This is a genomic window from Ruegeria sp. HKCCD6428, from assembly GCF_013110595.1.
Classification (GTDB): domain Bacteria; phylum Pseudomonadota; class Alphaproteobacteria; order Rhodobacterales; family Rhodobacteraceae; genus Ruegeria.
In genome coordinates this window covers 70054-93306 of record NZ_WVQX01000007.1, presented here as the reverse complement: position 1 = coordinate 93306, position 23253 = coordinate 70054, and the positions used below count along the sequence as shown (strand labels likewise).

Here is a 23253-nt window from a genome sequence, read left to right as displayed (position 1 = left end):
CGATTCTGCGTCGCGGCAAAGGCACTGAACAGAGGAGGCCGGCATGGCTTTGGACACCGAAAGTGGTATCGCGTCGTACGAGGCACCTGAAAAAGATCTGTATGAAATGGGTGAAATCCCGCCCATGGGATATGTCCCAAAGCAAATGTACGCTTGGGCCATCCGCAAAGAACGTCATGGTGAGCCGAACACCGCCATGCAGCAGGAAGTTGTGGATGTTCCGACCCTGGACAGCAACGAAGTGCTGGTTCTGGTTATGGCCGCAGGGGTCAACTACAACGGCGTCTGGGCCGCTCTGGGGCAGCCGATCAGCCCGTTTGACGGCCACAAAGCACCCTACCACATCGCGGGTTCGGATGCGTCGGGCATCGTTTGGGCCGTTGGCGACAAGGTGAAGCGCTGGAAAGTTGGCGATGAGGTTGTGATCCACTGCAACCAGGACGACGGCGACGACGAGGAATGCAACGGCGGTGATCCGATGTATTCGCCCAGCCAGCGGATCTGGGGCTATGAAACACCGGATGGCTCGTTCAGCCAGTTCACCCGCGTGCAGGCACAGCAGCTTATGCCGCGCCCCAAGCATCTGACATGGGAAGAAGCGGCGTGCTACACCCTGACGCTGGCAACCGCGTACCGGATGCTGTTTGGCCACGAACCGCACGATCTGAAACCGGGTCAGAATGTCCTGGTCTGGGGTGCGTCGGGCGGTCTAGGGTCCTACGCGATCCAATTGATCAACACCGCAGGCGCAAATGCGATCGGTGTGATTTCAGACGAAAGCAAGCGTGATTTCGTTATGGGTCTGGGCGCCAAAGGCGTTCTGAACCGTCGTGACTTCAACTGCTGGGGTCAATTGCCCACGGTCAACACACCGGAATATGCCGAATGGTTCAAAGAGGCCCGCAAATTCGGCAAGGCGATCTGGGACATCACCGGCAAAGGCAACAATGTCGATATGGTGTTCGAACACCCGGGTGAAAGCACTTTCCCAGTGTCGACCTTCGTTGTGAAAAAAGGCGGTATGGTCGTGATTTGCGCCGGAACATCGGGTTTCAACTGTACATTCGATGTGCGCTACATGTGGATGCACCAGAAGCGTTTGCAGGGCTCGCACTTTGCTCATCTCAAGCAGGCGGCAGCCGCGAACAAGCTGATGGTCGAGCGCCGCCTTGACCCCTGCATGTCCGAAGTGTTCACGTGGAATGACCTGCCCGAGGCCCATATGAAAATGCTTCGGAACGAGCACAAGCCGGGCAATATGTCCGTTCTTGTTCAGGCGCCGCGTACGGGTCTGCGTACCCTCGAGGAAGTCCTGGACGCAGGCTAACAACCCGCCAGGGTTGTAGAAAAAAAACGCCCGCGAATCACCTTGCTGGTTCGCGGGTGTTTTGCGTTTTTCGGGCCTCTGACGATCTTTCAAATGCTTGCATTTTTGCCCATCGCTATTTTTGGGGAGTAGAAACCGGCGAATAGGCTGAAAAAGATCATACATGTTATGGTTGTGTTAACCCTTCGTTAACTGTTTCAGAGAGACCCTGATGGCGCAAAATGAGTGGATATTGGACGTATTGTCGGATCTCAATGCTTTCGCCGTTGCGAATGGTTTGAGCGCGCTTGCAGAGCAGCTTGATGACACAAGACTGATCGCGGCTGCCGAGATTGCGTCCTTGAAGAACGAGGTACAGGCGCCCGCGGATGGCAACGAAGGTCGATTTGGGTCAAATCCTTCAGGATTTGGAAAACACCAACACGCTTGAAGAACTCAGCGCCGTAGCTGAGCGTTTGCGGGACGCGTTGAAGGTCGAGCACCTGACGTATCACTGGGTTGACGGTGCCGGAGATCAATACGGCTACACCACCTATTCAGACGCCTGGGATGAGCGCTACAGGGAAAAAAACTATCACCGTATCGACCCTGTGATCTTGGGGTGTTTCCAGCGGTTTCATCCGGTTGACTGGAAGTCGTTGGATTGGTCCGGCAAGGTGGCAAAGGCCTTCCTTCTGGATGCGCAAAACCATGGCGTTGGAAATCAGGGGTATTCCATCCCAATTCGGGGTCCAAATGGTCAGTTCGCACTGTTCACGGTCAACCACAGTTGTGATGATCAAACCTGGAAGAACTTTGTCTCGGCTTACGGGCGTGATTTGATTCTTGTTGCGCATTACATAAATCGCAAGGCGCTGGAGTTTGAAAAAGACAGGCAGCCGGACTGCCCGCGCAGCTTGTCGCCAAGGGAAATCGACGCGATCACACTTTTGGCGTTGGGATACAGCCGCGCCCAAGTGGCCCATTCCCTGACGATTTCCGAGCATACGTTGCGCGTTTACATTGAAAGCGCGCGCTCAAAGCTGGGCGCACATAACACAACCCACGCAATCGCCACGGCACTCAGCCGGGGATTAATAGTGGTTTAAGAGGCGAACGGCCTCCACACGCAAAATTAACCACGACTCTGTACTCCCTTCGTTCCTGCACAGGACGACAAGGGGAACAAGTCATGTTGCGTTATCTATATGCCGATGAGTTACACAGATTTCCGACTCTGGCAGAGGGGATGTTCAAAGATCGTGCGGATCAGTTCAAGACCAGGTTGGGGTGGGATGTCCACGTCAACGAGAAGGGCGAAGAACGGGACGAATACGATGATCTCAATCCGCTTTATGTCATCTGGGAAGAGCCGGATGGCAGCCACGGAGGGTCGATGCGTGTATTGCCTACGACCGGTCGGGTGATGATCAATGAGGTTTTTGGTCATCTGAATGGCGGCAAGCCGATTTGCAGCCCCCTGATCTGGGAAGTCACCCGGTTCTGCCTGTCCCGAACAGCCAGCCCGCATACTGCCGGCGCCATCATGTTGAGCGGCGGTGAAATGATGGAAGGTTTCGGCCTGACGCATATCGCCGGCGTATTCGATGCAAGGATGATCAGAATCTATCGCCTGATCGGGTCCTCGCCCGAGGTTCTGGGAACCCAGGGCAGCGGGCGCGATCAGATTTCAGTCGGATTGTGGCCCTATTCCGCGGACGACTGCAACCGGGTGGCCGAGCGTGCGGGCATCCCGCGCGACCTGTCTCGGATGTGGTTCAAGGCCGCATTCGGGCCGAAGAAACAGCACCGGTTCGCCCTGTCCGCTTAAGTGTCGGAAAACGCTAATCCACATCTGGTGGTGGTCGGCGCGGCCCTGTAGGGTCGCGCCATGTCCTTGCCGAATGTAACGTTCTCAGATGATCAGGCCGCCGCGTATGACAGCATCGCCGAGATGCTGCGGGCAGCAGGTGTTGATCTCGAAGATGATGCCCTTCTGAAACTGCCAGGCGCAGGAAAATCAGGTGTGATGGCCGTGATCGGCAAGGCTGGTTCGGGCAAAACGCTGCTGTTGGCCGAGCTGTACAAGGCACTGGCAGAGACGGGTGTTCAGATCGTGTCCGGCGATTATGAAAGCCGCAAATCGAAAGACAAGCGCAGCCTTGCCATCCTGGCCCCGACGAACAAGGCTGCAAGCGTTCTGCGATTGCGCGGCGTGCCTGCGACCACGATTCACCGCATATTGTACACGCCGGTCTATGATCCGGAATACGAGCGTATCGCGGAATGGCTGGCCGGCAATGACGAACGCCCCGATATCGAAGGTTTGACGGATGAAGCCTTGGATCGTGCAGCTGCTTTTTATCAAAACAACAAATCTATCCCCGGGGCGCTGGCCGCCGCCGGTTTGCGAGGGTCGGATTTCATCACCGGGTGGAAGCGCCGTGACGAACCGCTGGATATCGGGTTCGTCGACGAGGCGTCGATGCTGGATGACCGCCAGTTCGATGATCTCAAAGAGATTTTCCCGACCCTTCTGTTGTTCGGCGATCCGGCTCAGCTGGCACCGGTAAATCAGTCTGGCAGCATGGTGTTCGAGGCATTGCCCGAGCCCAGGAAGCTGACACTTCAGCGCGTGCACCGCCAGGATGCAGACAATCCAATTCTGGATCTTGCGCATGCGCTGGCTGACCCGGCAATGGGCTTCGAGGATTTCGAGCGACTGATCGAAGAAACAGCCCGTCGGGATGATCGGGTTGTCTGGGGCCAGCGAGTTGAGGTCGATCTGATGGCCCGAAGCCCGGTTCTCGTCTGGCGCAACGCCACGCGCATTCGTTTGATACAGGCCTTCAGGCAAGTTCACGGCGCACCGGATACGGAATTGCTGGAAGGTGAACCGCTTATTTGTGATGGGATCGAATTGCCCTTGAAACATCGCAAGAAACGGCTGGACCTTGAGGCGCGCGGGCTGATCAAAGGAGCTCAGGTGGTATATCTGGGGCCGGGACGAAAGCCGGGTTTCTCGCGTCTTCACGTGATGGGGGCCGAAGACCCTCAGGTCAGTGCCGCCTCGATCGTTCAGATCGAAAAACCTGACGAGGAAGAGCCTTTTATTCCCTTCGCTGCCCGCATGGGGGCGACCTTTTTGCACGGGGCGGCCGTTACGATCCACAAGGCGCAAGGGTCACAATGGGATACGGTTCAGGTGTTCGCTCCGGATCTCTATGCCGCCGCTCGCATGGGCCGGACCGAGGCCGGACAGCCATTGTGGAAACGTTTGGCATATGTCGCGATCACGCGGGCGCAAGAGCGTTTGATCTGGGTGGTGCGCAATCGCCTGTCAAAGCCCACGCACCCCCTGCGTGTGGATGACTTGAGGGCGATTCCGGCAGCTTCGCTGACATTGGAGGCGGAAGAGACATGAAATCCATCATCGTAACGGGTGCCAGTTCAGGTATCGGCCGGGCAACGGCCCTGCTGTTCTTGTCCCAAGGGTGGACGGTCGGGCTGTTGGCGCGCAGCAAGGACAAGCTGGAAGCTCTGGCAAAAGAGCATCAGGCAGCCATCGTCCTGCCTGCGGATGTGACCGACCCGAATGCGGTTGAACGGGCTTTTCGGTCTTTTACAGACCGCACCGGGCGGCTGGATGTTCTGTTCAACAACGCCGGAATCTTTGCGCCGGGCGGTACGATCGACGAGATCGCTCTGGACGATTGGTATCAAAGCGTCAACGTGAACTTGAACGGCATGTTCCTCTGCGCGCGCAAAGCCTTCAGAATCATGCGTCACCAAAACCCGCAGGGCGGCCGGATCATAAACAACGGCTCGATAGCGGCACATGTTCCGCGCCCAAATTCGGTACACTATTCGGCCACAAAGCACGCCATTACAGGGCTGACGCGCAGCCTTTCGCTGGATGGGCGTCGCTTTAGAATTGCCTGCGGGCAGATCGATATCGGAAACGCGCGCACGCAGATGGTTCAGGGCCTTGTGGACGCGGCGCAAGCCGCGGGCGAGACACCAGACCCGACGATGGCCGTGGAAGACGCCGCGTGTTCGGTCCTGCATATGGCAAGCCTGCCGTCCGAGGCCAACGTGCAGTTCATGACCGTCATGGCCACGACCATGCCCTATATCGGCCGGGGGTGACGGTTACTTTTCTCGCAACAGCCGGAAGGCTGTCGAGGCGCCCCAGCCTGCCGCAATCGCTATGACCAGCGACATCAGGCCGTACCAGACGGGCTGCTGGCGGGACATATTGTACAAAAAACGCTCCAGACCGACTTTCCGGACATCAATGATCGCTTCATATTGCGAGACGACCTCTCCGCCACGGGTGAGAAAAATCCGGGCGGAATAATCGCCTTCGGTCAGGTCGGCGGGCATATCGATCGAGGTGCGGAACAGGGTCTGTTCGTCCACTGCTACGGTGTTTTCGCGGATCGAATACAGTTGTTCGTGTTCTCGAATTCTTATTACGGCGTCTGCAAAGTCCTGTGCGCCCCGGATATGCATCGCGGCACCGACCGAGCGGATCGCGCGTTCGATCGAAATCCGGAAACGCAGGTCTTCGGTGTCGGACAGGATGTCGTCAAAGGGTCCGCTGGTTGCAACGGCGTAAAAGCTGGGTGCAAGGTCGACAAGAACACTGTCGGTGTTCACCCAGATCCCAAGCTTGCGTTCCTTGCGTCGCACGGTGACAGGCTCGGACGGACCCGCAACCGCGACGATGACTTCGACCGGAGGGCCGGAAGGGATTGGGGTTTCCCGCTTGATAGCCCCAAAAATCAAAAGTTCCGATCCGTCGAATGTCGCGGTGATGGCAACCCGGTCCTGGCTGAGACCAAGAACAACCTGTTCTTCCGCTGCCGAAGCGGGCGTGCAGAACAAGCACAGGGCGGCGATAAGCGAACGCAGCATCCTCAGTGCCCTCCGCCGTTGCCAAGCGAGTAGAGCTCGGCGGGTTCGATAAGCAGATCAAGTGCAAGCTTGCCACATACGGCCAGCACCAGAGCGGCAAGCAGCACGCGCAATTGTTCCGCCGGCATTCGGGCTCCGATCACGGTTCCGATCTGGGCGCCAATGACGCCGCCCACCAGCAACAAGACCGCCAAAACAACATCAACCGTATAGTTGGTGGTGGCGTGCAGCATCGTGGTGAAGGCTGTCACAAAGATGATCTGAAACAGCGACGTGCCGACAACGACCTTGGTCGGCATACCCAGCAAGTAGATCATGGCAGGGACCATGATAAAGCCGCCGCCAACGCCCATGATCGCCGACAAAACTCCAACGCACAGACCGACCAAGGCCGGCGGGATGACCGAGATATACAGGCCCGAGGTGCGAAAACGCATTTTGAAGGGCATGGCATGGACCCAGCCCCGCTGCCGGCGCTTGGCAGGGGCCGCGCCGCCTTTCTTGGCTTTACGCAGTGCCCTCAGGCTTTCGACAAACATCAGGCTGCCAATGACGCCAAGAAAAACAACGTAACAGAGTGTCACCAGCAGATCGACCTGACCCAGGCTTTTGAGATAGTTGAAGACAACCACGCCCAAAGCGGCCCCAACAAGCCCGCCAACCAGCAATACCGTTCCCATTTTGAGGTCCACGGTCTTTCGTCGGAAATGTGCCAGAACTCCGGAAAAAGATGATGCGACGATCTGATTGGCTTCGGTAGCAACAGCCACCGCCGGCGGAATACCGATGAAGAACAGCAGCGGGGTCATCAAAAAGCCGCCACCGACGCCGAACATTCCGGACAGGATGCCAACCATGCCGCCCAACCCCAACAAGAGAAAGGCGTTTACTGAGACTTCGGCGATGGGAAGGTATATCTGCATGGGCTCTTCTAGTCGCACTGAGTTGAGAGGCGCAACGCCATAGCGTCGCATTCGCCTAAATATTTAAAAAATTGAATGTGACTAATCGGCACATACGACCAGACCTGCCTGTTTGCGCTGATCGGGTTGCGGACAACTGCCAGTTTGCAGGAAGGTGCACACTCATACCCTCTTAGAACGGTTGCGGCATGCAAAATCAACTCTGCATGCCGCTCCGCAGCGAACAGGACTGAAGCTCTGTTCGGAACTGGCCTTATCAGCGCTCTTTGACGTAGGGTTCTCCGCCTGCCCGAGGTGGGATGGCTTTGCCGACGAAGCCGGCAAGAATCACCACCGTCAGGATATAGGGCAGGGCGTCCATCACCTGCACGGGAATCACGACGCCACCCAGGTCGATGTTTTGGAACCGCAGCGCGATCGCTTGCAGCAGACCGAACAGCAAGCAGGCCCACATGGCATGCCACGGGCGCCACTTGGCAAAGATCAGGGCGGCCAAGGCGATAAAGCCACGACCGGCGGTCATTTCCTTGACAAACCCTGCCTGCAAGGCCGTAGCCAGATAGGCGCCTGCAATACCGCACAGCACACCACAGATGGCGACAGCGGCGAACCGCAAGCCAACCACCGAGACACCGGCGGTGTCCACTGCGGCCGGGTTCTCACCCACCGCCCGCAGGCGCAGACCGAACCGGGTGCGATACAGAATCCACCAGGTGGCCGGAACCATCAGGAACGCGACATACACCAGGATCGAGTGGCCCGAGAGCAATTCGGAATAGATGGGACCAACAATTGGCACACCGCTGAGGGACTCGGCGAATGGGAAGTTGATCGGTTCGAACCGGCCCCCGCCAAACAGGGACGGTGTACGACCACCTTGCTGAAACCAGCTTTGCGCGACCAGGACGGTCAGGCCCGAGGCCAGAAAGTTGATCGCCACGCCCGATATCAACTGGTTGCCCCGGAAGGTGATCGACGCCAGCCCGTGCAGGCCCGACAGCAACAAAGAGGATGCGATACCAGCCAGCAGGCCCAGCCAAACCGACCCTGTGACAGCTGCGATTGCAGCCGAAAAGAACGCTGACATCAACATTTTGCCTTCGAGGCCGATGTCGAAGATCCCGGCCCGTTCCGAAAACAGACCGGCCAGACAGGCAAGCAGCAGTGGCGTGGACAGGCGAATGGTCGAATCCAGAACCTGAATGAGGGTTACGAAAAATTCCATCACTCAGCCCTCTTCCGCATACCCAGGAAAAGTTTTTCAAGCGGCATTCGCACCATGTTGTCCAATGCGCCGGTGAACAGGATGACCAGGGCCTGAATGACCACGATCAGTTCCCGCGGAATCGAAGCCCACAGCGCCAGCTCGGCACCGCCCTGATACAGAAATCCGAACAAGAGCGCGGCCAGAAACACACCAAACGGATGTGAACGCCCCATCAGAGCCACGGCGATGCCAATGAAACCCGCGCCCTCGGTCGAGTTCATAACAAGTCGCTCGGCTTCGCCCATGACATTGTTGATGGCCATCAGCCCTGCCAGCCCGCCGGAAATCAGCATCGCGACAATCGTGATGCGCACAGGTGAAATACCGGCATAGACAGCGCCGGTCTCGGAATGGCCGTAAGCCCGGATTTCATAACCCAGACGCGTGCGCCAGATCAGCGCCCAGACAACCACGCAGGCAAGCAACGCGATGAAGAAGGTGATGTTCGCAGGGGCGCCGCGGAAAACAACGTTCTCTGCGGTCGAGAACATCTCCTGGAAAGAGGGCAGATGCACGCTTTCAGAGAACCGCGCGGTGGCCGGGTCCTGCGACCCTTGGGGGCGCATGACATTGACCAGCATGTAATTCAGGAAAGCAGCGGCGATGAAGTTGAACATGATCGTGGTGATCACGATATGGCTGCCACGCTTTGCCTGAAGATAGGCCGGAATGGCTGCCCAGAGCGCGCCGAACAGCATCGATGCCGCGCAGGCGGCAAGCAAGGCAATGCTCCAATGCGGCCAGTCGACATACAGACAGACCATGGCCACGCCCAGCCCGCCCAGCATCGCCTGGCCTTCGCCCCCGATGTTGAACATACGGGCATGGAAAGCGACGGCCACCGCAAGACCGGTAAACATGAAGTTGGTCGCGTAATAGAGCGTATAGCCCCAGCCATAGGTCGACCCCAGCGCACCGGTGACCATCAATTTGACGGCTTCGACAGGGTTTTCGCCGATGGCGAGGATGACCAGCGCCGAAAGGATTGCGGCCAGTATCAGACTGATCAGCGGGATCAGAATGACATCGGCCCATTTAGGCATTTTTTCCATGTTACGCGGCCTCTCCCGCAACACCGGCCATCAGAAGGCCCAGTTCTTTTTCATCTGTCTCATGGGGCAGGCGTTCTCCCATGATATGTCCGTCAAACATCACCGCGATCCGGTCCGAGAGCGAGAAGATTTCTTCCAACTCGACCGATACCAGCAGGATTGCCTTGCCCTGATCACGCAGCGCGACAATCTGTTTGTGAATGAACTCGATGGCGCCGATGTCCACGCCCCGCGTGGGTTGCCCGACCAGCAGCAGGTCAGGGTTGCGTTCAATCTCGCGCGCGACAACGATTTTCTGCTGGTTGCCGCCCGAGAAACTCTTGGCTGCCAACCAGGGATTGGGCGGGCGGACGTCGAATTTCTGGATCTTGGCTTCGGTATCGGCGCGCAACGCCGCGTTGTCCATGAAGATGCCGCGTTTGTAGGCCGGGTCGCGGTGATATCCGAAGGCCACGTTTTCCCAGGCGTGGAAGTCCATTATCAGGCCTTCGCGCTGCCGGTCTTCGGGCACGTGGGCGATATGTTGCGCGCGGCGGGCCTGACCATCTGATCCGGCTCCACTCAGTGCCAGCGGTTCGCCGTTCAGCTTGATCGAGCCCTGCCCAGGGCGCATTCCACCAAGAACTTCCAGCAGTTCGGATTGACCATTGCCGGCCACGCCGGCGATGCCGACGATCTCACCTGCGCGCACGGTCAGGTCGATGTTTTTGACCCGTTCAACGCCCGCCGAATCAAAAACGCTGAGATTTTCGATCTCGAGAATGGGTTTGCCGGGCGTCGCGGGCACTTTGTCGACTTGCAGCAGAACCTTGCGGCCGACCATCAGCTCGGCCAGCTCCTCGGGGCTGGTCTCGGATGTTTTGACCGTGGCCGTCATTTGCCCGCGCCGCATAACCGATACCGTGTCGGTGTTTTCCATGATCTCGCGCAGTTTGTGCGTGATCACGATGACTGTTTTGCCCTCGGACCGCAGTCGGTCGAGAATGCGGAACAGCTGATCGGCTTCGGCTGGGGTCAACACGCCGGTCGGTTCGTCCAGAATCAGAATTTCGGCCTTGCGGTACAGCGCCTTCAGGATCTCGACCCGCTGCTGCATCCCCACGCCGATCTCGTCGATACGCTTGTCGGGATCGACGAACAGTTCGTATTCTTCCTCGAGCTCTTTCAGCTCTTTGCGGGCTTTTGCCAGTGATGGCGCCAGCAACCCGCCATCCTCGGCGCCCAGTACGATGTTTTCCAGAACGGTGAAATTTTCCACCAGCTTGAAATGCTGGAACACCATCCCGATGCCCGAGGCGATGGCCGCCTGGCTGTCCGGGATGTCGGTCTTGGTCCCATTGATCCAGATCTCACCTTTGTCGGCTTTGTAAAAGCCGAAGAGAATGCTCATCAACGTGGATTTGCCTGCGCCGTTTTCACCGATAATCCCATGGATCGTACCGGGTGCAACGCTGATCGAGATGTCTTTGTTGGCCTGAACTGGCCCAAAGGCTTTGGATATCCCTTTGAGCTCAATGGCTGGGACGGTCATGTCTTGCCCTCAACTGCCGAGAAACCCATCCGGCTGTCCGCCAGGATGGCGAAGTGGGTGGCGAGGCGGAAGGCACTCTCCCGCCCCGCGCGTTATCAGAACTGCAGTGCCGGGCAGCTGTCGTTCTCGTAATAGCTTACAACATTGATGTCGCCGTTGATGATCGCCTTGCGGGCTTCGTCTACGGCGTCGCTCATGCGAACCGAAACAAGCTCTTTGTTGTTTTCATCCATGGCAACGCCGACCCCATCTTCGGCCAGCCCCATGATGAAAACGCCGGTTTCAACGTTTTCGCCTGCTTTCATCGCTTCATAAACAGCGACGTCCACACGCTTCAGCATCGAAGTCAGAACTTTGCCTGGGTGCAGGTGATTCTGGTTGCTGTCCACACCAATCGACAGGATGCCCTCGTCAGCCGCAGTTTGCAGAACGCCAACGCCGGTTCCGCCGGCCGCAGCGTAAATCACATCAGCGCCCTGGCTGATCTGTGCTTTTGTAAGTTCTGAACCCTTTACGGGATCGTTCCAGGCAGCAGGCGTTGTTCCTGTCATGTTGGCAACAACATTGATGTCTGGGTTCACGGCCTTAGCGCCCTGGGCATAGCCGCATCCGAAATGGCGAATCAACGGGATGTCCATACCTCCGATGAAACCAACGGTGCCGGATTTCGACGCCATGGCGGCCATCATGCCGACCAGGTAGGACCCTTCGTGCTCGGCAAAGCCAATCTGGCGGATGTTTGGAGCGTCCAGCCAAGTCACGTCAACAGCGACGAATTTGGTGTCGGGGTAATCACTTGCAACAGCGGCCAGGGCATCGGCGATTCCGAACCCCATGGTGATGATCGGATTTGCACCGGATTCCGCAAACCGGCGCAAGGCCTGTTCGCGCTGCGGTTCTGCCTGAATTTCGATTTCCAGATACTTGCCGCCGGTTTCATTCGCCCAGCGCTGCGCGCCGTTATAGGCGGCCTCGTTGAAGGACTTGTCGAACTTGCCGCCCAGGTCAAAGATCACCGCCGGTTCGGCCAGAACCGCTCCGGCTGACATTGCGACGGCAGCGGCAGCACCCATCAAGGATTTCATCAGGGTCATTTCAGTCTCCCAATTTTATTTTGTTGGCACAGGGTCAGATTAGCCCCGTTCACCCACTTTTAGCGAGCATAACTGTTGTGATGGCGGGTATTAAGGGGGTTTGCAACCACCATGGTCAACTGAATTCTGACCAAATGGTCTAAAAAACGGGCGATTGCCGTAGGGGCAGGCGGCATTCCATTACGAGTGCATTAGTTTTCTGGCCCGTTTCGCGCGCATAATACGCCTTGCGCAGCCCGCACTGCCGATATCCGCATCGATTGTACAGGGAAATGGCCGCAATGTTGTCGGCCGCGACATCCAGAAAGGCACGCGTTGCCTGCAAATCGATCGCTTGATCATGCCATTCCTGCATGAGTCGAAGTGCCAGGCCTTGCCTTTGAAACGAAGGGTGGGTCGCAATTGTCAGCAACTCGGCTTCGCGCGCAATCACCTGAAACAGTGCAAAGCACCGGGAATCTCCGACGGCATGAGTAAAGCGGTTTTCAAGAAGAGCGGCGAATTCATCTTCTGTCCAGCCGCGCGATTGCGAAAACGCTGCGGCGTGGGTCGATGCCATCTCGTGCGGTGTCATTCGTTCAGCAGAACAGGGGGGGTATCGCTGGACGGAGCCGCGTCGGCGGGCCTTACGTACAAAGGTGCAGGCGGCAAGCTGGTACGATCCCAGCGCCGCGCGGCCAGCCGGGCGATGGCTTGTGCCAGCAAGGCAGGGTCAGAGCAGGAATACAACGGACTGCCAAGTTCCGCTTCGGCCCGAGGCAAGAGACACGGATCGGCACCGGGCATTTTCACATAAACCTGGTCGCGCGGGGCAGGGATCGCCGGTGTCTGCCCGCCTTCAGCCAGCTCACGCAAGGCATCGAAGCCGGAAACTCCGACCGCAGGGATTTCCAGCCCAAGTGCAAGACCCCGCGCGGCCGAAACCGAAATACGGATGCCGGTGAAGTTCCCGGGCCCTATCCCAACGCCGATCGCGTCCAAACCGGCCCAATCACATCCGGTTTCCGCCAGAACGTCTTCCAACAGCGGAATCAATCGTTCGGCTTGTCCGCGTGACATCGCTTCGGCACGGGACGTCACGATTTCGCCGTCGCGCAACAAAGCGGCCGCGCAATGCGCTGCCGATGTGTCAAATGCCAGAATAGTCGGGTTAGACGGCAACAGGGCGAACCTCGGTCACTTCCGGAATGTAATGGCGCAGAAGGTTTTCGATACCCATCTTCAGGGTCAATGTCGAAGACGGGCAACCCGCGCAGGCCCCCTGCATGTGCAGATAGACGACGCCGCGATCAAACCCGTGGAACGTGATATCACCCCCATCCTGAGCCACGGCAGGACGCACACGGCTGTCCAGCAAATCCTTGATCTGATTGACGATATCAGCGTCCTCTCCAGAGTGTTCGGCATGGCCCGAGGCCCCGGCGGAATCTGCGCCCATAACAGGCTGGCCGGATTGATAATGCTCCATCACCGCGCCAAGAATGGCCGGTTTGATGTGGTCCCACTGAACGTCGTCCGATTTGGTAACGGTGACAAAATCGTTGCCAAAAAACACGCCAGTCACACCGTTGACCGCAAATATGCGTTTGGCCAGAGGGGATTTTTCGCCCGCTTCCGCAGTTGGGAAATCCGCTGTTCCAGCTTCCAGCACCGTTTGGCCGGGCAGGAATTTCAACGTGGCCGGATTGGGGGTGGATTCGGTCTGGATGAACATGAGGGCGCTCCGTCTGATGTGCTTCTGATATGCGCGCAGGCGCACGGGAAGTCAAGATTTGGAACGATTCTAAATTGTGGAAGCGTATTCTAGTGCATCATCCAGACGGTCATCGCCCCAGAACAACTCTTCCCCGGCCAGAAAACTTGGTGCACCAAACAGACCAAGCGCGTTGGCGCGGGCAGATTGTTCGAACAGGGCCTGTTTTATGTCGGTGTCCCCTGCACGGTTCATCAGGCTGCTGCGCAGCCCTGCCTCGTCGAGGCAGGAGGCCAGTACGCTGTCCTCGGAGATATTCTGCCCGGCGCCGAATTCGGCGCTGAAGACGGCCCGAACAAACGCCGCCCGTTCCCGATGATCCTCGATGGCCAGAACCAGACGTGCTGCCCTGAGCGAATTCTGCGGAAATGGATCAGGCTTTGCAAAAGGAAGCCCGCGCGCCTTGCACAGACGTTCCATATCGCGCCACATGTACCGCCCTTTGGCCGGATACAGGTTGAAAGGTGAGGTGCGCCATCCTTGATCCGCGAAAATCGGACCCAACAGGAACGGGTGCCATTCAATGTCAACGCCTTTGTCTTGCGCGGCCGCTTCGATCCGCATCGCGCTGAGGTAGGAATAGGTCGAGGCGAATTCGAACCAGAACTGTATCGTCTTCGCCATCGCCGCTCCTCAGGTTATTTCTTCCAGTTTCTCTTTGCTCAGATTGCCCGGAACGATCGTGATCGGAATCGGCAGGCTACCCGAATTCTTCGTCAGTTGAGTCACCAACGGACCAGGACCTTTCTTGTCGGTCCCTGCCCCAAGTACAAGAACACCAATCTCGGGATCGGACTGAACATGTTCGATGATCTGTGCCACGGGATCGCCTTCGCGAATGGCCAGTTCCGGTTCCACGTTCTGCTTGTCCCGCATCCATTTGGCAAACACTTCGAAATGCGCGTGGATACGTTCGCGGGCTTCTTCACGCATGGTTTCGGCCACACCGATCCAGTGATTGAATTCGTCGGGCGGGATGACAGACAGGACCGTCACACCACCTCCGGTATGGGCAGCCCGCATCGCGGCGAACCGCATCGCGTTGAGGCATTCGCGGCTGTCATCCAGAACGACTAGGAACTTACGCATGGGTATCCTCTTTAGGTTTCCGGGATCATGCCCGACCGATCGCACGCTGGCAACTCGGGCAAGCCTGAGGCTTTGCGCTAGCGTTCGCTTGCAGCCCAATCCCAATAGAGCGCGCGGGCACGGCGAGCAACAGGACCCACCTGAAATTGCGTATCCTCCAGTGCAGTTACCGGTGTGACCTTGCTCATGTTGCCGGACATGAAGACCTCGTCGGCCTCGTGGAAATCCTCGAAGCTTAGAACCGTTTCGTGGACCTTTACTCCATCTGCGCGCAGGTTTTTGATATGCCGTGCTCGGGTAATTCCAGCCAGGAAGGTTCCGTTCGGGATCGGTGTAAAGACTTCGCCATCCTTCACCATGAAGATGTTGGCCGTCGCCGTTTCCGCCACATGCCCCATCGCATCGGCCACCAAAGCGTTGGAAAAGCCTTTCGAGCGCGCCTCTTGCAGCATGCGGGCGTTGTTGGGGTAAAGGCACCCGGCCTTGGCGTTTACGACCGCGCTTTCCAGAACCGGGCGGCGGAAGCGCGTGGTCGACAGAGTGACCGACGCGGTTTCGGGGGCCATTGGGATTTCTTCCAGGCAGATGGCAAAACCGGTGCTGTTTTCCTGCGGGACTATTGCCGTGCTGTCACCGTCGATCCCCCAGTACATCGGACGAATGTAAACGGCTGTGTCCGGGCTGTAGGCCTGCAACCCTTCGCGTACCAACTCGACCATCTGTTCGGTCGTCATGGTCGGCGTCAGCATCAAGGCTTCGGCTGACCGGTTCACCCGTGCGCAATGGGCCTCCAAATCCGGGGCCACGCCGTCAAAATATCGCGCGCCGTCAAAGACCGAAGATCCCAGCCAGGCGCCATGATCCGCCGCGCGCATGATGGGTGCGTCCCCCTCATGCCATTGGCCTTGAAAATAGGTCCGGATGTTCGTGCCGGTTGCCATGACGCCCTCCTTTGATTCAGGCAAACCCTAGGAGGGCGTCAGGCGAAGGTCCAGTGCAATCAGCGTGATGCGGCGCCGACCATGCCAACGATCTCGTAAGTCTTTTGCAGGATCGGAGCAGCGATTTCACGTGCGCGCTCGGCGCCGCGGGCGAGAATCCGGTCAATCTCGGCCTGATCCCCCATCAGGCGTGACATTTCGGTCGAGATCGGAGCCAGTTTCGCCACTGCCAGATCGGCCAGCATCGGTTTGAACTCACCGAACTGCTTGCCGCCTACTTCGGACAGAACCTGTTCGATGGTTTGATCGTTCAGGGCCGCGTAGATATTGACCAGGTTACGCGCCTCGGGGCGGTCCTCGAGCCCTTCGGCCTCTGACGGCAGAGCATCAGGGTCGGTCTTGGCTTTGCGGATTTTCCTGGCAATCGCTTCGGCGTCATCCGTCAGGTTGATCCGGCTCATGTCAGAAGGATCGGATTTCGACATCTTCTTTGATCCGTCCCTCAGGCTCATGACCCGTGTGGCCGCACCTTCGATCACCGGCTCGGTGACGGGAAAGAAATCGACGCCGAAATCGTTGTTGAACTTGATGGCGATGTCGCGAGTCAGCTCAAGATGCTGTTTCTGGTCTTCCCCGACCGGTACGTGGGTTGCGTGATAGATTAGAATGTCCGCAGCCATCAGAGCAGGATAGGCAAACAAGCCAAGCGAAGCGTTCTGCTGGTTCTTGCCGGCCTTGTCCTTCCACTGGGTCATGCGCTGCATCCAACCCATACGAGCAACACAGTTAAATATCCAAGCCAGTTGCGCGTGTTCCGGCACTTGGCTTTGATTGAACAAAATCGATTTTTCGGGGTTTAGTCCAGAAGCGATGTAACCGGCACAAAGCTCCCGCGTTGCGTGCTGCAACTCGATTGGATCTTGCCAGACCGTGATTGCATGAAGATCGACCATGCAATAGATGGTTTCAAATTCCTCGCTTTGCATTCTCACCCAGTTCCGAAGCGCACCGAGATAATTGCCGAGGTGCAGGTTACCCGAAGGCTGTGCGCCGGAAAACACGCGGGGCGTGAACTGGGTCTCGGTCATCAAAGGGAACTCCTGTCTGGAAAAATCAGCCCCCGTCGCTTACCCATGAGGCAAAGGGACGTCAACAGCCGCGAAAGGCCAGCCCGATGAGCAGTGAGCATTACACACCCGCCGTAAACCCGTTGCCGCCTGTTGTGGTGGCGCTGGTTCTGTTCATCATCGGCGTCGAACTGGCCTTCACGCTGGGAGCGCGCGGTTTGATCGGAGGGCCGGCGGCAGTGGGCTGGCGTCTGGACGCGATACAGCACTATGCCTTCTCGGCGGATATTTTCGATTGGATGGTGCTGAACGGGCGTTGGCCGTTCGAACATCTGGTCCGGTTCGTGACCTATCCCTTTGTATCCGCCAACTTTACGCAGGCGATTTTTGTCAGTGTCTTCGTTCTGGCGATGGGAAAAATGGTTGGTGAGGTTTTCGGTGGTGTCCCCATGCTGCTGATCTTCGTCGTCTCGGGGATTGGCGGCGCGTTGAGTTATGCCGTTTTGTTGGACCCGCGCTATCCCCTGATCGGAGGGTTTCCACCTGTTTATGGCCTGATCGGAGCATTCACGTGGTTGTTGTGGCGCAAACTGTCGCTTGTGGGGGCAAATCAGGCAAGGGCGTTCCAACTGATCGCCGTTCTGATGGGCATTCAGTTCCTGTTTGGTCTGATCTTCGGCGGAAACGCGGAATGGGTCGCCGATCTGGGCGGGTTTGCCACTGGCTTTGGCATGTCATTTCTGGTGGCGCCGGGGGCCTGGGCCCGGATCGTCGGGCGCATCCGCCGCGATTGATCAGGCCCGGCGCAAGGCGCGTTTGAACTCTGACAATTTGAACGCTCCCAGGACATGACCAAGACAGAAATACGAGACGGCGGCGACCACGATCAGGACCAAAAGCGCAAGATAGCGCCAGCCGGGAATGTCCAGCGTCCAACCCAAGAAGTGGATCAACGCAAACAAAACCGCGCCCATACCGACCGAGGCCAGAACGATCCGGCCCGCACGTGCCCTGAAACGGTCATCGAAACGCGCTTCTTCGCCCATGCGACGTGCCCCGATCGCCAGAAGAACAACCATGGCCCAGCCGGCAGTTGACGCGGCAATCGCAGGGGCGATCCAACCCACCAGCGGGAAAAGGCCAAACGCCAATGCCGCGTTCACGGCCATTGCGACCACCGCATAGCGGAACGGGGAACGCGTATCCTCGCGCGCAAAGAAAAGTGGTTGCAGCAGTTTTTGCAGCATGAATGCAGGCAGACCGATGCCATAAATTGCGACCGCCAGAGCTGTCGCAGCGGTATCCTCGGGGCTGAACTGTCCCCGTTCGAACAGTATCGAAACCAGCGGGTTCGGGATGATCAGGAACGCCACGGTAGAGGGCAGCGTCAACAGCAGCATGAATTCCCCGGCGCGGGAAAACGCGTTGCGGGCCCCTTCCTTGTCGTCGGCGCGCAGGCGGCGGGACAGGTCGGGCAGCAGGACAATGCCAATGGCGATTCCGACGACGCCCAAAGGCAGTTGGTACAGGCGATCTGCGGCGAACAGCCAACTCACGGCCTTTTCGGTCTTTGATGCCACCAGTTGTCCGACCACCAGATTGACCTGGGTGACCCCCATGGCCAAGGCGGCGGGAACCGCGATGCGGACCATCCGGCGCATCTCGGGCGTCAGGTGGGGCAGGCCGGGGCGGATACGGATACCTGCACGTTCGGTCGCCACCCAGACCAGCACCAGTTGTGCGACGCCGGCGACCGGAATGACCGAGATCAGCCATCGTATCACCTCACCGCCAGAGATGGCCCCGGTGATCAGCGCGGTGCAGGCAAAGATGTTCAGCAAAACAGGTGCCGCTGCGGCCGCTGCGAACCTGCCGGTGGCGTTCAATACCCCCGAAAACAACGCCGCCAAGGACATGAAAAGGATATACGGGAACACGATATAGCCATAGTCCACGGCCAGCTCGAAACGTTCATCCCCATGGAACCCTTCGGCCGTCAGCCACACCAGACCCGGCATGAAAACCATGGCCAGCCCGACCAGCGCCAGAACGGCCACGGCCAACAAGTTGAACGCATCCTGCGCGAACCCCTGGGGGTTCTCGTCCGCCTCCAGCCGTTTCGAGAACATGGGCACAAAAGCCGCGTTAAACGCACCTTCGGCGAAAAAGCGGCGGAACATGTTCGGCAGGCGAAAGGCCGCGACGAAAGCATCCATCACCGGCCCGGGGCCGATGAAGGCGGTCAGCAGAATTTCCCGCAGGAACCCCAGTATTCGACTGGCCAGCGTCCAGAAGCCGACCGTGAACAGGCCTGAAAACAAACGGATTTGCTTCATGAGGCCGCACGCTCGGCGCCTTCGGTGATCGCCTTGCGCAGCTTGGCCTCAAGCCCACGTTGCTTGCTTTCCGAATGATATTTCAAGCCGAACATATCCTTGACGTAAAACGTATCGACCACCTGTTCGCCATAGGTCGCGATCACGGCATTGGCGATGTAGACATTCGCTGCAGCGAGGGTCCGGGTCAGATCAAACAACAGACCCGGACGGTCGCGGGTGTCCACTTCGATGATCGTGTATATTTCAGAACCGTCATTGTCGAAGGTGATATGCGTTGGAACGTTGAAGGCACGCTCGCGTTTCTTGATCTTGTCGCGTGATTTCAACGCCTCCTTCGCAACCACTTCGCCGCGCAGCGTCTTGTGGATCATCTGCGTAAGACGTGGCAGGCGCGAGGCTTCAAACGGGTGCCCTTCGGCGTCCTGAATCCAGAATGCATCGGTGACATAGCCGTCTTTGGTCGTATAGCTGCGCGCATCCACGACATTCGCGCCGACCAGGGCCAGCGCGCCGGCAATGCGGGCAAAGATACCGGGGTGGTCGCCCATGGCAAAACAGGCTCGGGTTGCGTCGCGATCCTCGTCCGGTTGCAGGCGGATCTCCATCGCGCCGGGGTCGCCGCTTTGTTCCAGCGCACGCAGCATGTTCGCAAACTCGACATGTGTGGCCAGATTGAGACCCTGCCAATACGGGTCGTAGTGGCGCCCCGTCTCGGATTTGAGGTCGGCCTTGGACCAGGCTGCCAGTTCGGTGCGCAGGGCTTTCTTTGCCTCGGCGCCGCGATTGGCGCGGTTGAGGTCCTCCATCCCGGTTTCCAGCGCGCGCTTGGTTTCAGCGTGAAGGGCACGCAAAAGCGTGGCTTTCCAGTTGTTCCATGTGTTCGGCCCCACGCCGCGAATGTCGCAGACGGTCAGAACGGTCAACAGGTCTAGCCGTTTGACGGTTTGAACTGCCTTGGCGAAATCACGCACTGTGCGGGGGTCTGAAATGTCACGTTTCTGTGCCATGTCGGACATCAGCAGGTGATAGCGCACCAGCCATTCGACCGTTTCCGAATCTGCTTTGTTCAGGCCCAGTCTTGGTGCCACTTTGCGCGCGATCTGTGCCCCAAGGATCGAGTGATCCTCGGGTCGCCCCTTCGCGATATCATGCAGCAACAGGGCAACATACAGCACCTTGCGATTGACCCCACCTTTCAGAATCGAAGAGGCAAGAGGCAGCGATTCGATCAGCTCTCCGCGTTCGATCTGGGCCAGGTTCACGATGCACTGGATGGTATGCTCGTCCACCGTATAGCTGTGGTACATGTTGAACTGCATCATGGCCACGATGGGCTCGAACTCGGGCAGGAAGGCGGACAGTACACCCAGTTCGTTCATCCGCCGCAAGGCTCGCTCTGGGTTGCCGTGTTTTAGCATCAGGTCAAGAAAGATGCGCCGCGCTTCTTTGTCATTGCGCATTTCGTCGTCGATCAGATGCAGATTTGCCGCCACCAGACGCATGGCATCCGGATGGATCAGCATTCCCGTTCGCAAGCCTTCTTCGAACAGGCGCAGAAGGTTTACCTTGTCGGACAGAAATTTGTCAGGGTCCGCTACGTCCAGACGACCGTGAACAACCCGGTATCCCGCTTTGACCCGCCGGCGCCTGCGGAAAATACGCTCCAGCAAAGGTGCGCCTTTCACGTGCAGCGCCTCAAGCTTCGTCAGAAAAATCCGCGTCAACTCGCCCACACGCGTGGCTTCGCGGAAATAGCGTTGCATGAACACCTCGACCGCCCGGCGACCGGCGTGATCCTCATAGCCCATGCGCGCGGCAACCTCGACCTGCATGTCAAAAGTCAGTTGCTCGGTGGCGCGACCCGTCACCAGATGCAAATGCGAACGAACAGCCCAAAGAAATTCTTCGGCCTGAACGAAAGTCTTGAACTCTTCCGGGGTGAACAGACCCAAAGGCACAAGCTCGGCCACGTCCTGAACGCCATAGATGTACTTTGCGATCCAGTAGAGGGATTGGAGGTCGCGCAACCCCCCTTTGCCCTCTTTCACATTGGGTTCGACCTTGTAGCGCTCTCCCTGTTTCAGGTGCCGCTCATCTCGTTCGTTCAGTTTGGCTTCGATGAATTCCCGCTCGGTTCCTTTGAACAGCTCGGTTTTCAGGCGTCGCTCAAGCTCGTCGGCCAACGCCTTGTCGCCCGCCAGATAGCGTTGTTCAAGCATTGCCGTGCGGATCGTGAAATCCTCGGTGCCCAGCCGAAGGCAGTCTTTGATCGTGCGCGAAGAATGCCCGACCTTGAGCCTGAGATCCCAAAGGATATAAAGCATCGATTCGATGACGCTCTCGGCCCAGGCGGTGATTTTGTACGGGGTCAGAAACAGCAGATCGACATCCGAAGACGGCGCCATTTCACCGCGCCCGTATCCGCCAACGGCCAGTACGGCGATCTTTTCACCTTGTGTTGGCGTCGCAAGCGGGTGCAGGCGCGTGCTGGAGACCAGCATCGCGGTTCCGACCAGCTGGTCCGTCAGGTAGGTATAGGACCGGGTCAGCGCGCGCGCGTCGAACGGACGCTCGCTGAAGGCATCGGCAATGGCTTTACGGCCCGCTTTCTGAGCGTCACGCAGGATGCGCACTGTTTCAGAACGCATTTTGCTGTTGTCAGAGCTGGTCTCGAACACCTCGGCCAGCGCATCATTGACGCTGACGCTGTCAAAGATGTTTTCGGCAGGGCAAATTAGCGCGCCATCCGGCGCCATGGTCTCGCCCGATCGCTCAGAAACCGGCACCAGAGAAGCTTTGCGGGGCAGGGTCAATCACAACCACCTGTTTATTCTGAATCGTCGCTACGGCAAGGCCGCGTTCATTGGTGCCGTTCGGGCGGAGGCGGAAGATACCGCCAACACCCTGGAAACCGGCATTTTGGGTCAGGGCAGCACCGGTCAGCGCATTGGATTTGCCCTGGCTGACCAAAGCACCAATCGCCGCTATTCCGTCATAGGCCAGACCGCTGATCGGATGAGGGGCTTCTCCATATGTCGCGTTATAGCGTTGACGATAGGCTTGGGCCTTTGACGGGTCGGGCAGGGCGAACCATCCCCCTTGCACGCCCGGCAGCTCCAGCGTTTGCGGGGGGATATCCCAACGGGTTAGACCGATGAATTGTGTCGTCGCCGGAGAAACGCCGGCCTCAGGCAGCAATTGCGAGAAAAGTGGCAAGGCACCCGCTGTCGTTGCCGTCATGAAAATCGAGTCCGCCCCTGTCGAATCGACGGTGGCCTTGATGGTGGGAACCGAGTTGATGACACCCTGTTGCGACCGGTCGTATCCGACCGTTCCCGCATTGTTGACCCGGCTGTTTGCCAGAGCATTGGCGATGGCAGCTTGCCCCACTTGCCCCGCGGCATCATTGCTGTGCACGATAACCGTGTTCGTTTTGCCTTGCCTGCCCGCATAATTCACCAGCCGGTTGGCGGTGTTTTCAAAGGTCGGTCCAAGTACAAATACATTGCCACCCGCAATGCTGGTGTTGTTCGAGAACGAAAGAACATTCACGTTATTGTTCAGTACGGCCAGTCCGGCAGCGTTTGCCGCCTGGGCGTAAACAGGGCCGACAATGATCTTGGCGCCTTCGGCAACGGCCTGCTGGGCCACCGCTGTCGCCGTGGTCGGGTTTCCTGCCGTATCGTAAACACGCAGGTCGATTTTGACGTTAGGCAGATCGGACATTGCCATACGGGCCGCATTCTCAAGGCTCTGCGCCAGCGCGGCGTCGCCCGAGCGGGGAACCAGCAAAGCAACCGGAACAGGATTCGACGTGTCAATCGAAGGGCCACCCCCAACGCCGCCCGGCTCACAAGCGGCCAGAAATGCTGCGGTCGTCAGGGCAATGGCGGCTTTCGCCAGCTTGCTTACGGGCTTGCAAACGGTAAACATCTAAATGAAAACTCCCTGATCCGGCGGCTGTGAATGCT

The 23253-nt window shown here is 58.2% G+C and carries 22 protein-coding genes; 6 read left to right on the top strand and 16 right to left on the bottom strand.

Annotated features, from left to right (window positions below; all coding sequences use genetic code 11):
• Positions 1–43 precede the first annotated feature (43 nt).
• The 5 genes from ccrA (at position 44) to GS620_RS15650 (ending at position 5455) form a co-directional block, all read left to right on the top strand.
• The gene (ccrA, locus tag GS620_RS15670) at positions 44–1327 is read left to right on the top strand and encodes a crotonyl-CoA carboxylase/reductase (RefSeq protein WP_170346380.1); all 1284 of its coding nucleotides are present in this window, start codon (positions 44–46) and stop codon (positions 1325–1327) included.
• Positions 1328–1695: 368 nt separating this feature from the next.
• Positions 1696–2415, top strand: coding sequence for a LuxR family transcriptional regulator (locus tag GS620_RS15665; protein WP_171363573.1), 720 nt, complete (start codon positions 1696–1698; stop codon positions 2413–2415).
• An 83-nt stretch (positions 2416–2498) separates the two neighbouring features.
• Positions 2499–3137, top strand: a complete 639-nt coding sequence (locus GS620_RS15660; RefSeq protein WP_152456852.1) for an acyl-homoserine-lactone synthase — start codon at positions 2499–2501, stop codon at positions 3135–3137.
• 60 nt (positions 3138–3197) lie between these two features.
• Entirely contained in the window at positions 3198–4730 is a 1533-nt protein-coding gene (locus GS620_RS15655) for an ATP-dependent RecD-like DNA helicase (RefSeq protein WP_171616803.1), read from the top strand.
• Positions 4727–5455: an SDR family oxidoreductase gene (locus GS620_RS15650; RefSeq protein ID WP_171616801.1), complete on the top strand. Its 729-nt coding sequence runs from the start codon at positions 4727–4729 to the stop codon at positions 5453–5455. Before GS620_RS15655 ends, GS620_RS15650 begins: the two co-directional genes overlap by 4 nt.
• A gap of 3 nt (positions 5456–5458) precedes the next feature.
• On the opposite strand, the gene GS620_RS15645 is transcribed toward GS620_RS15650, so the two are convergent.
• The 13 genes from GS620_RS15645 to trpS all read right to left on the bottom strand — a co-directional run bounded on the left by GS620_RS15645 (position 5459) and on the right by trpS (position 16964).
• Entirely contained in the window at positions 5459–6226 is a 768-nt protein-coding gene (locus tag GS620_RS15645) for a TIGR02186 family protein (RefSeq protein ID WP_171206032.1), read from the bottom strand.
• Positions 6227–6228: 2 nt separating this feature from the next.
• A complete protein-coding gene (locus GS620_RS15640) occupies positions 6229–7149 on the bottom strand; it encodes a sulfite exporter TauE/SafE family protein (RefSeq protein ID WP_171171123.1) in 921 nt (306 codons plus the stop codon).
• Positions 7150–7405: 256 nt separating this feature from the next.
• Entirely contained in the window at positions 7406–8374 is a 969-nt protein-coding gene (locus GS620_RS15635; RefSeq protein WP_171206031.1) for an ABC transporter permease, read from the bottom strand.
• Positions 8374–9468, bottom strand: a complete 1095-nt coding sequence (locus tag GS620_RS15630) for an ABC transporter permease (RefSeq protein WP_152456858.1) — start codon at positions 9466–9468, stop codon at positions 8374–8376. The genes GS620_RS15635 and GS620_RS15630 overlap by 1 nt, the downstream gene beginning before the upstream one ends.
• Before the next feature lies 1 nt (position 9469).
• The gene (locus GS620_RS15625) at positions 9470–10999 is read right to left on the bottom strand and encodes an ABC transporter ATP-binding protein (protein WP_171616799.1); all 1530 of its coding nucleotides are present in this window, start codon (positions 10997–10999) and stop codon (positions 9470–9472) included.
• A gap of 95 nt (positions 11000–11094) precedes the next feature.
• A complete protein-coding gene (locus tag GS620_RS15620; RefSeq protein ID WP_171119679.1) occupies positions 11095–12093 on the bottom strand; it encodes a BMP family protein in 999 nt (332 codons plus the stop codon).
• A 139-nt stretch (positions 12094–12232) separates the two neighbouring features.
• Positions 12233–12667, bottom strand: a complete 435-nt coding sequence (locus GS620_RS15615; protein ID WP_171616797.1) for an N-acetyltransferase — start codon at positions 12665–12667, stop codon at positions 12233–12235.
• Positions 12664–13254, bottom strand: coding sequence for a tRNA (adenosine(37)-N6)-threonylcarbamoyltransferase complex dimerization subunit type 1 TsaB (gene tsaB / locus GS620_RS15610; RefSeq protein ID WP_171616795.1), 591 nt, complete (start codon positions 13252–13254; stop codon positions 12664–12666). Before tsaB ends, GS620_RS15615 begins: the two co-directional genes overlap by 4 nt.
• Positions 13244–13807, bottom strand: a complete 564-nt coding sequence (locus GS620_RS15605) for a NifU family protein (protein ID WP_152456863.1) — start codon at positions 13805–13807, stop codon at positions 13244–13246. The genes tsaB and GS620_RS15605 overlap by 11 nt, the downstream gene beginning before the upstream one ends.
• Positions 13808–13876: 69 nt before the next feature.
• Positions 13877–14470: a 2-hydroxychromene-2-carboxylate isomerase gene (locus GS620_RS15600; protein WP_171616793.1), complete on the bottom strand. Its 594-nt coding sequence runs from the start codon at positions 14468–14470 to the stop codon at positions 13877–13879.
• Positions 14471–14479: 9 nt separating this feature from the next.
• A complete protein-coding gene (locus GS620_RS15595) occupies positions 14480–14935 on the bottom strand; it encodes a universal stress protein (RefSeq protein WP_152456865.1) in 456 nt (151 codons plus the stop codon).
• A gap of 77 nt (positions 14936–15012) precedes the next feature.
• Positions 15013–15876, bottom strand: a complete 864-nt coding sequence (locus tag GS620_RS15590) for a branched-chain amino acid aminotransferase (RefSeq protein ID WP_171616791.1) — start codon at positions 15874–15876, stop codon at positions 15013–15015.
• A gap of 59 nt (positions 15877–15935) precedes the next feature.
• Positions 15936–16964, bottom strand: coding sequence for a tryptophan--tRNA ligase (gene trpS / locus GS620_RS15585; RefSeq protein WP_171119674.1), 1029 nt, complete (start codon positions 16962–16964; stop codon positions 15936–15938).
• An 86-nt stretch (positions 16965–17050) separates the two neighbouring features.
• On the opposite strand from trpS, the gene GS620_RS15580 reads away from it, so the two are divergent.
• Positions 17051–17737: a rhomboid family intramembrane serine protease gene (locus GS620_RS15580; protein ID WP_171616789.1), complete on the top strand. Its 687-nt coding sequence runs from the start codon at positions 17051–17053 to the stop codon at positions 17735–17737.
• On the opposite strand, the gene murJ is transcribed toward GS620_RS15580, so the two are convergent.
• The 3 genes from murJ to GS620_RS15565 are packed head-to-tail and all read right to left on the bottom strand — an operon-like array spanning position 17738 to position 23215.
• On the bottom strand, positions 17738–19279 hold the full coding sequence (murJ, locus tag GS620_RS15575) for a murein biosynthesis integral membrane protein MurJ (protein WP_171616787.1): 1542 nt from the start codon (positions 19277–19279) through the stop codon (positions 17738–17740).
• Positions 19276–22095: a [protein-PII] uridylyltransferase gene (locus tag GS620_RS15570; protein WP_152456870.1), complete on the bottom strand. Its 2820-nt coding sequence runs from the start codon at positions 22093–22095 to the stop codon at positions 19276–19278. The genes murJ and GS620_RS15570 overlap by 4 nt, the downstream gene beginning before the upstream one ends.
• A complete protein-coding gene (locus GS620_RS15565) occupies positions 22055–23215 on the bottom strand; it encodes a penicillin-binding protein activator (RefSeq protein WP_152456871.1) in 1161 nt (386 codons plus the stop codon). The genes GS620_RS15570 and GS620_RS15565 overlap by 41 nt, the downstream gene beginning before the upstream one ends.
• Positions 23216–23253: the final 38 nt, after the last annotated feature.

What these genes read in the sequence shown, in the direction of transcription:
- GS620_RS15640 (WP_171171123.1), bottom strand. Translation starts at nt 7,149, where the DNA reads ATGCAGATATACCTTCCCATCGCCGAAGTCTCAGTAAACGCCTTTCTC.
- ccrA (WP_170346380.1), top strand. Translation starts at nt 44, where the DNA reads ATGGCTTTGGACACCGAAAGTGGTATCGCGTCGTACGAGGCACCTGAA.
- GS620_RS15630 (WP_152456858.1), bottom strand. Translation starts at nt 9,468, where the DNA reads ATGGAAAAAATGCCTAAATGGGCCGATGTCATTCTGATCCCGCTGATC.
- murJ (WP_171616787.1), bottom strand. Translation starts at nt 19,279, where the DNA reads ATGAAGCAAATCCGTTTGTTTTCAGGCCTGTTCACGGTCGGCTTCTGG.
- GS620_RS15645 (WP_171206032.1), bottom strand. Translation starts at nt 6,226, where the DNA reads ATGCTGCGTTCGCTTATCGCCGCCCTGTGCTTGTTCTGCACGCCCGCT.
- GS620_RS15625 (WP_171616799.1), bottom strand. Translation starts at nt 10,999, where the DNA reads ATGACCGTCCCAGCCATTGAGCTCAAAGGGATATCCAAAGCCTTTGGG.
- GS620_RS15635 (WP_171206031.1), bottom strand. Translation starts at nt 8,374, where the DNA reads ATGGAATTTTTCGTAACCCTCATTCAGGTTCTGGATTCGACCATTCGC.
- GS620_RS15620 (WP_171119679.1), bottom strand. Translation starts at nt 12,093, where the DNA reads ATGACCCTGATGAAATCCTTGATGGGTGCTGCCGCTGCCGTCGCAATG.
- GS620_RS15655 (WP_171616803.1), top strand. Translation starts at nt 3,198, where the DNA reads ATGTCCTTGCCGAATGTAACGTTCTCAGATGATCAGGCCGCCGCGTAT.
- trpS (WP_171119674.1), bottom strand. Translation starts at nt 16,964, where the DNA reads ATGACCGAGACCCAGTTCACGCCCCGCGTGTTTTCCGGCGCACAGCCT.
- GS620_RS15590 (WP_171616791.1), bottom strand. Translation starts at nt 15,876, where the DNA reads ATGGCAACCGGCACGAACATCCGGACCTATTTTCAAGGCCAATGGCAT.
- GS620_RS15650 (WP_171616801.1), top strand. Translation starts at nt 4,727, where the DNA reads ATGAAATCCATCATCGTAACGGGTGCCAGTTCAGGTATCGGCCGGGCA.
- GS620_RS15665 (WP_171363573.1), top strand. Translation starts at nt 1,696, where the DNA reads ATGGCAACGAAGGTCGATTTGGGTCAAATCCTTCAGGATTTGGAAAAC.
- GS620_RS15580 (WP_171616789.1), top strand. Translation starts at nt 17,051, where the DNA reads ATGAGCAGTGAGCATTACACACCCGCCGTAAACCCGTTGCCGCCTGTT.
- GS620_RS15615 (WP_171616797.1), bottom strand. Translation starts at nt 12,667, where the DNA reads ATGACACCGCACGAGATGGCATCGACCCACGCCGCAGCGTTTTCGCAA.
- GS620_RS15605 (WP_152456863.1), bottom strand. Translation starts at nt 13,807, where the DNA reads ATGTTCATCCAGACCGAATCCACCCCCAATCCGGCCACGTTGAAATTC.
- GS620_RS15660 (WP_152456852.1), top strand. Translation starts at nt 2,499, where the DNA reads ATGTTGCGTTATCTATATGCCGATGAGTTACACAGATTTCCGACTCTG.
- GS620_RS15565 (WP_152456871.1), bottom strand. Translation starts at nt 23,215, where the DNA reads ATGTTTACCGTTTGCAAGCCCGTAAGCAAGCTGGCGAAAGCCGCCATT.
- GS620_RS15595 (WP_152456865.1), bottom strand. Translation starts at nt 14,935, where the DNA reads ATGCGTAAGTTCCTAGTCGTTCTGGATGACAGCCGCGAATGCCTCAAC.
- GS620_RS15600 (WP_171616793.1), bottom strand. Translation starts at nt 14,470, where the DNA reads ATGGCGAAGACGATACAGTTCTGGTTCGAATTCGCCTCGACCTATTCC.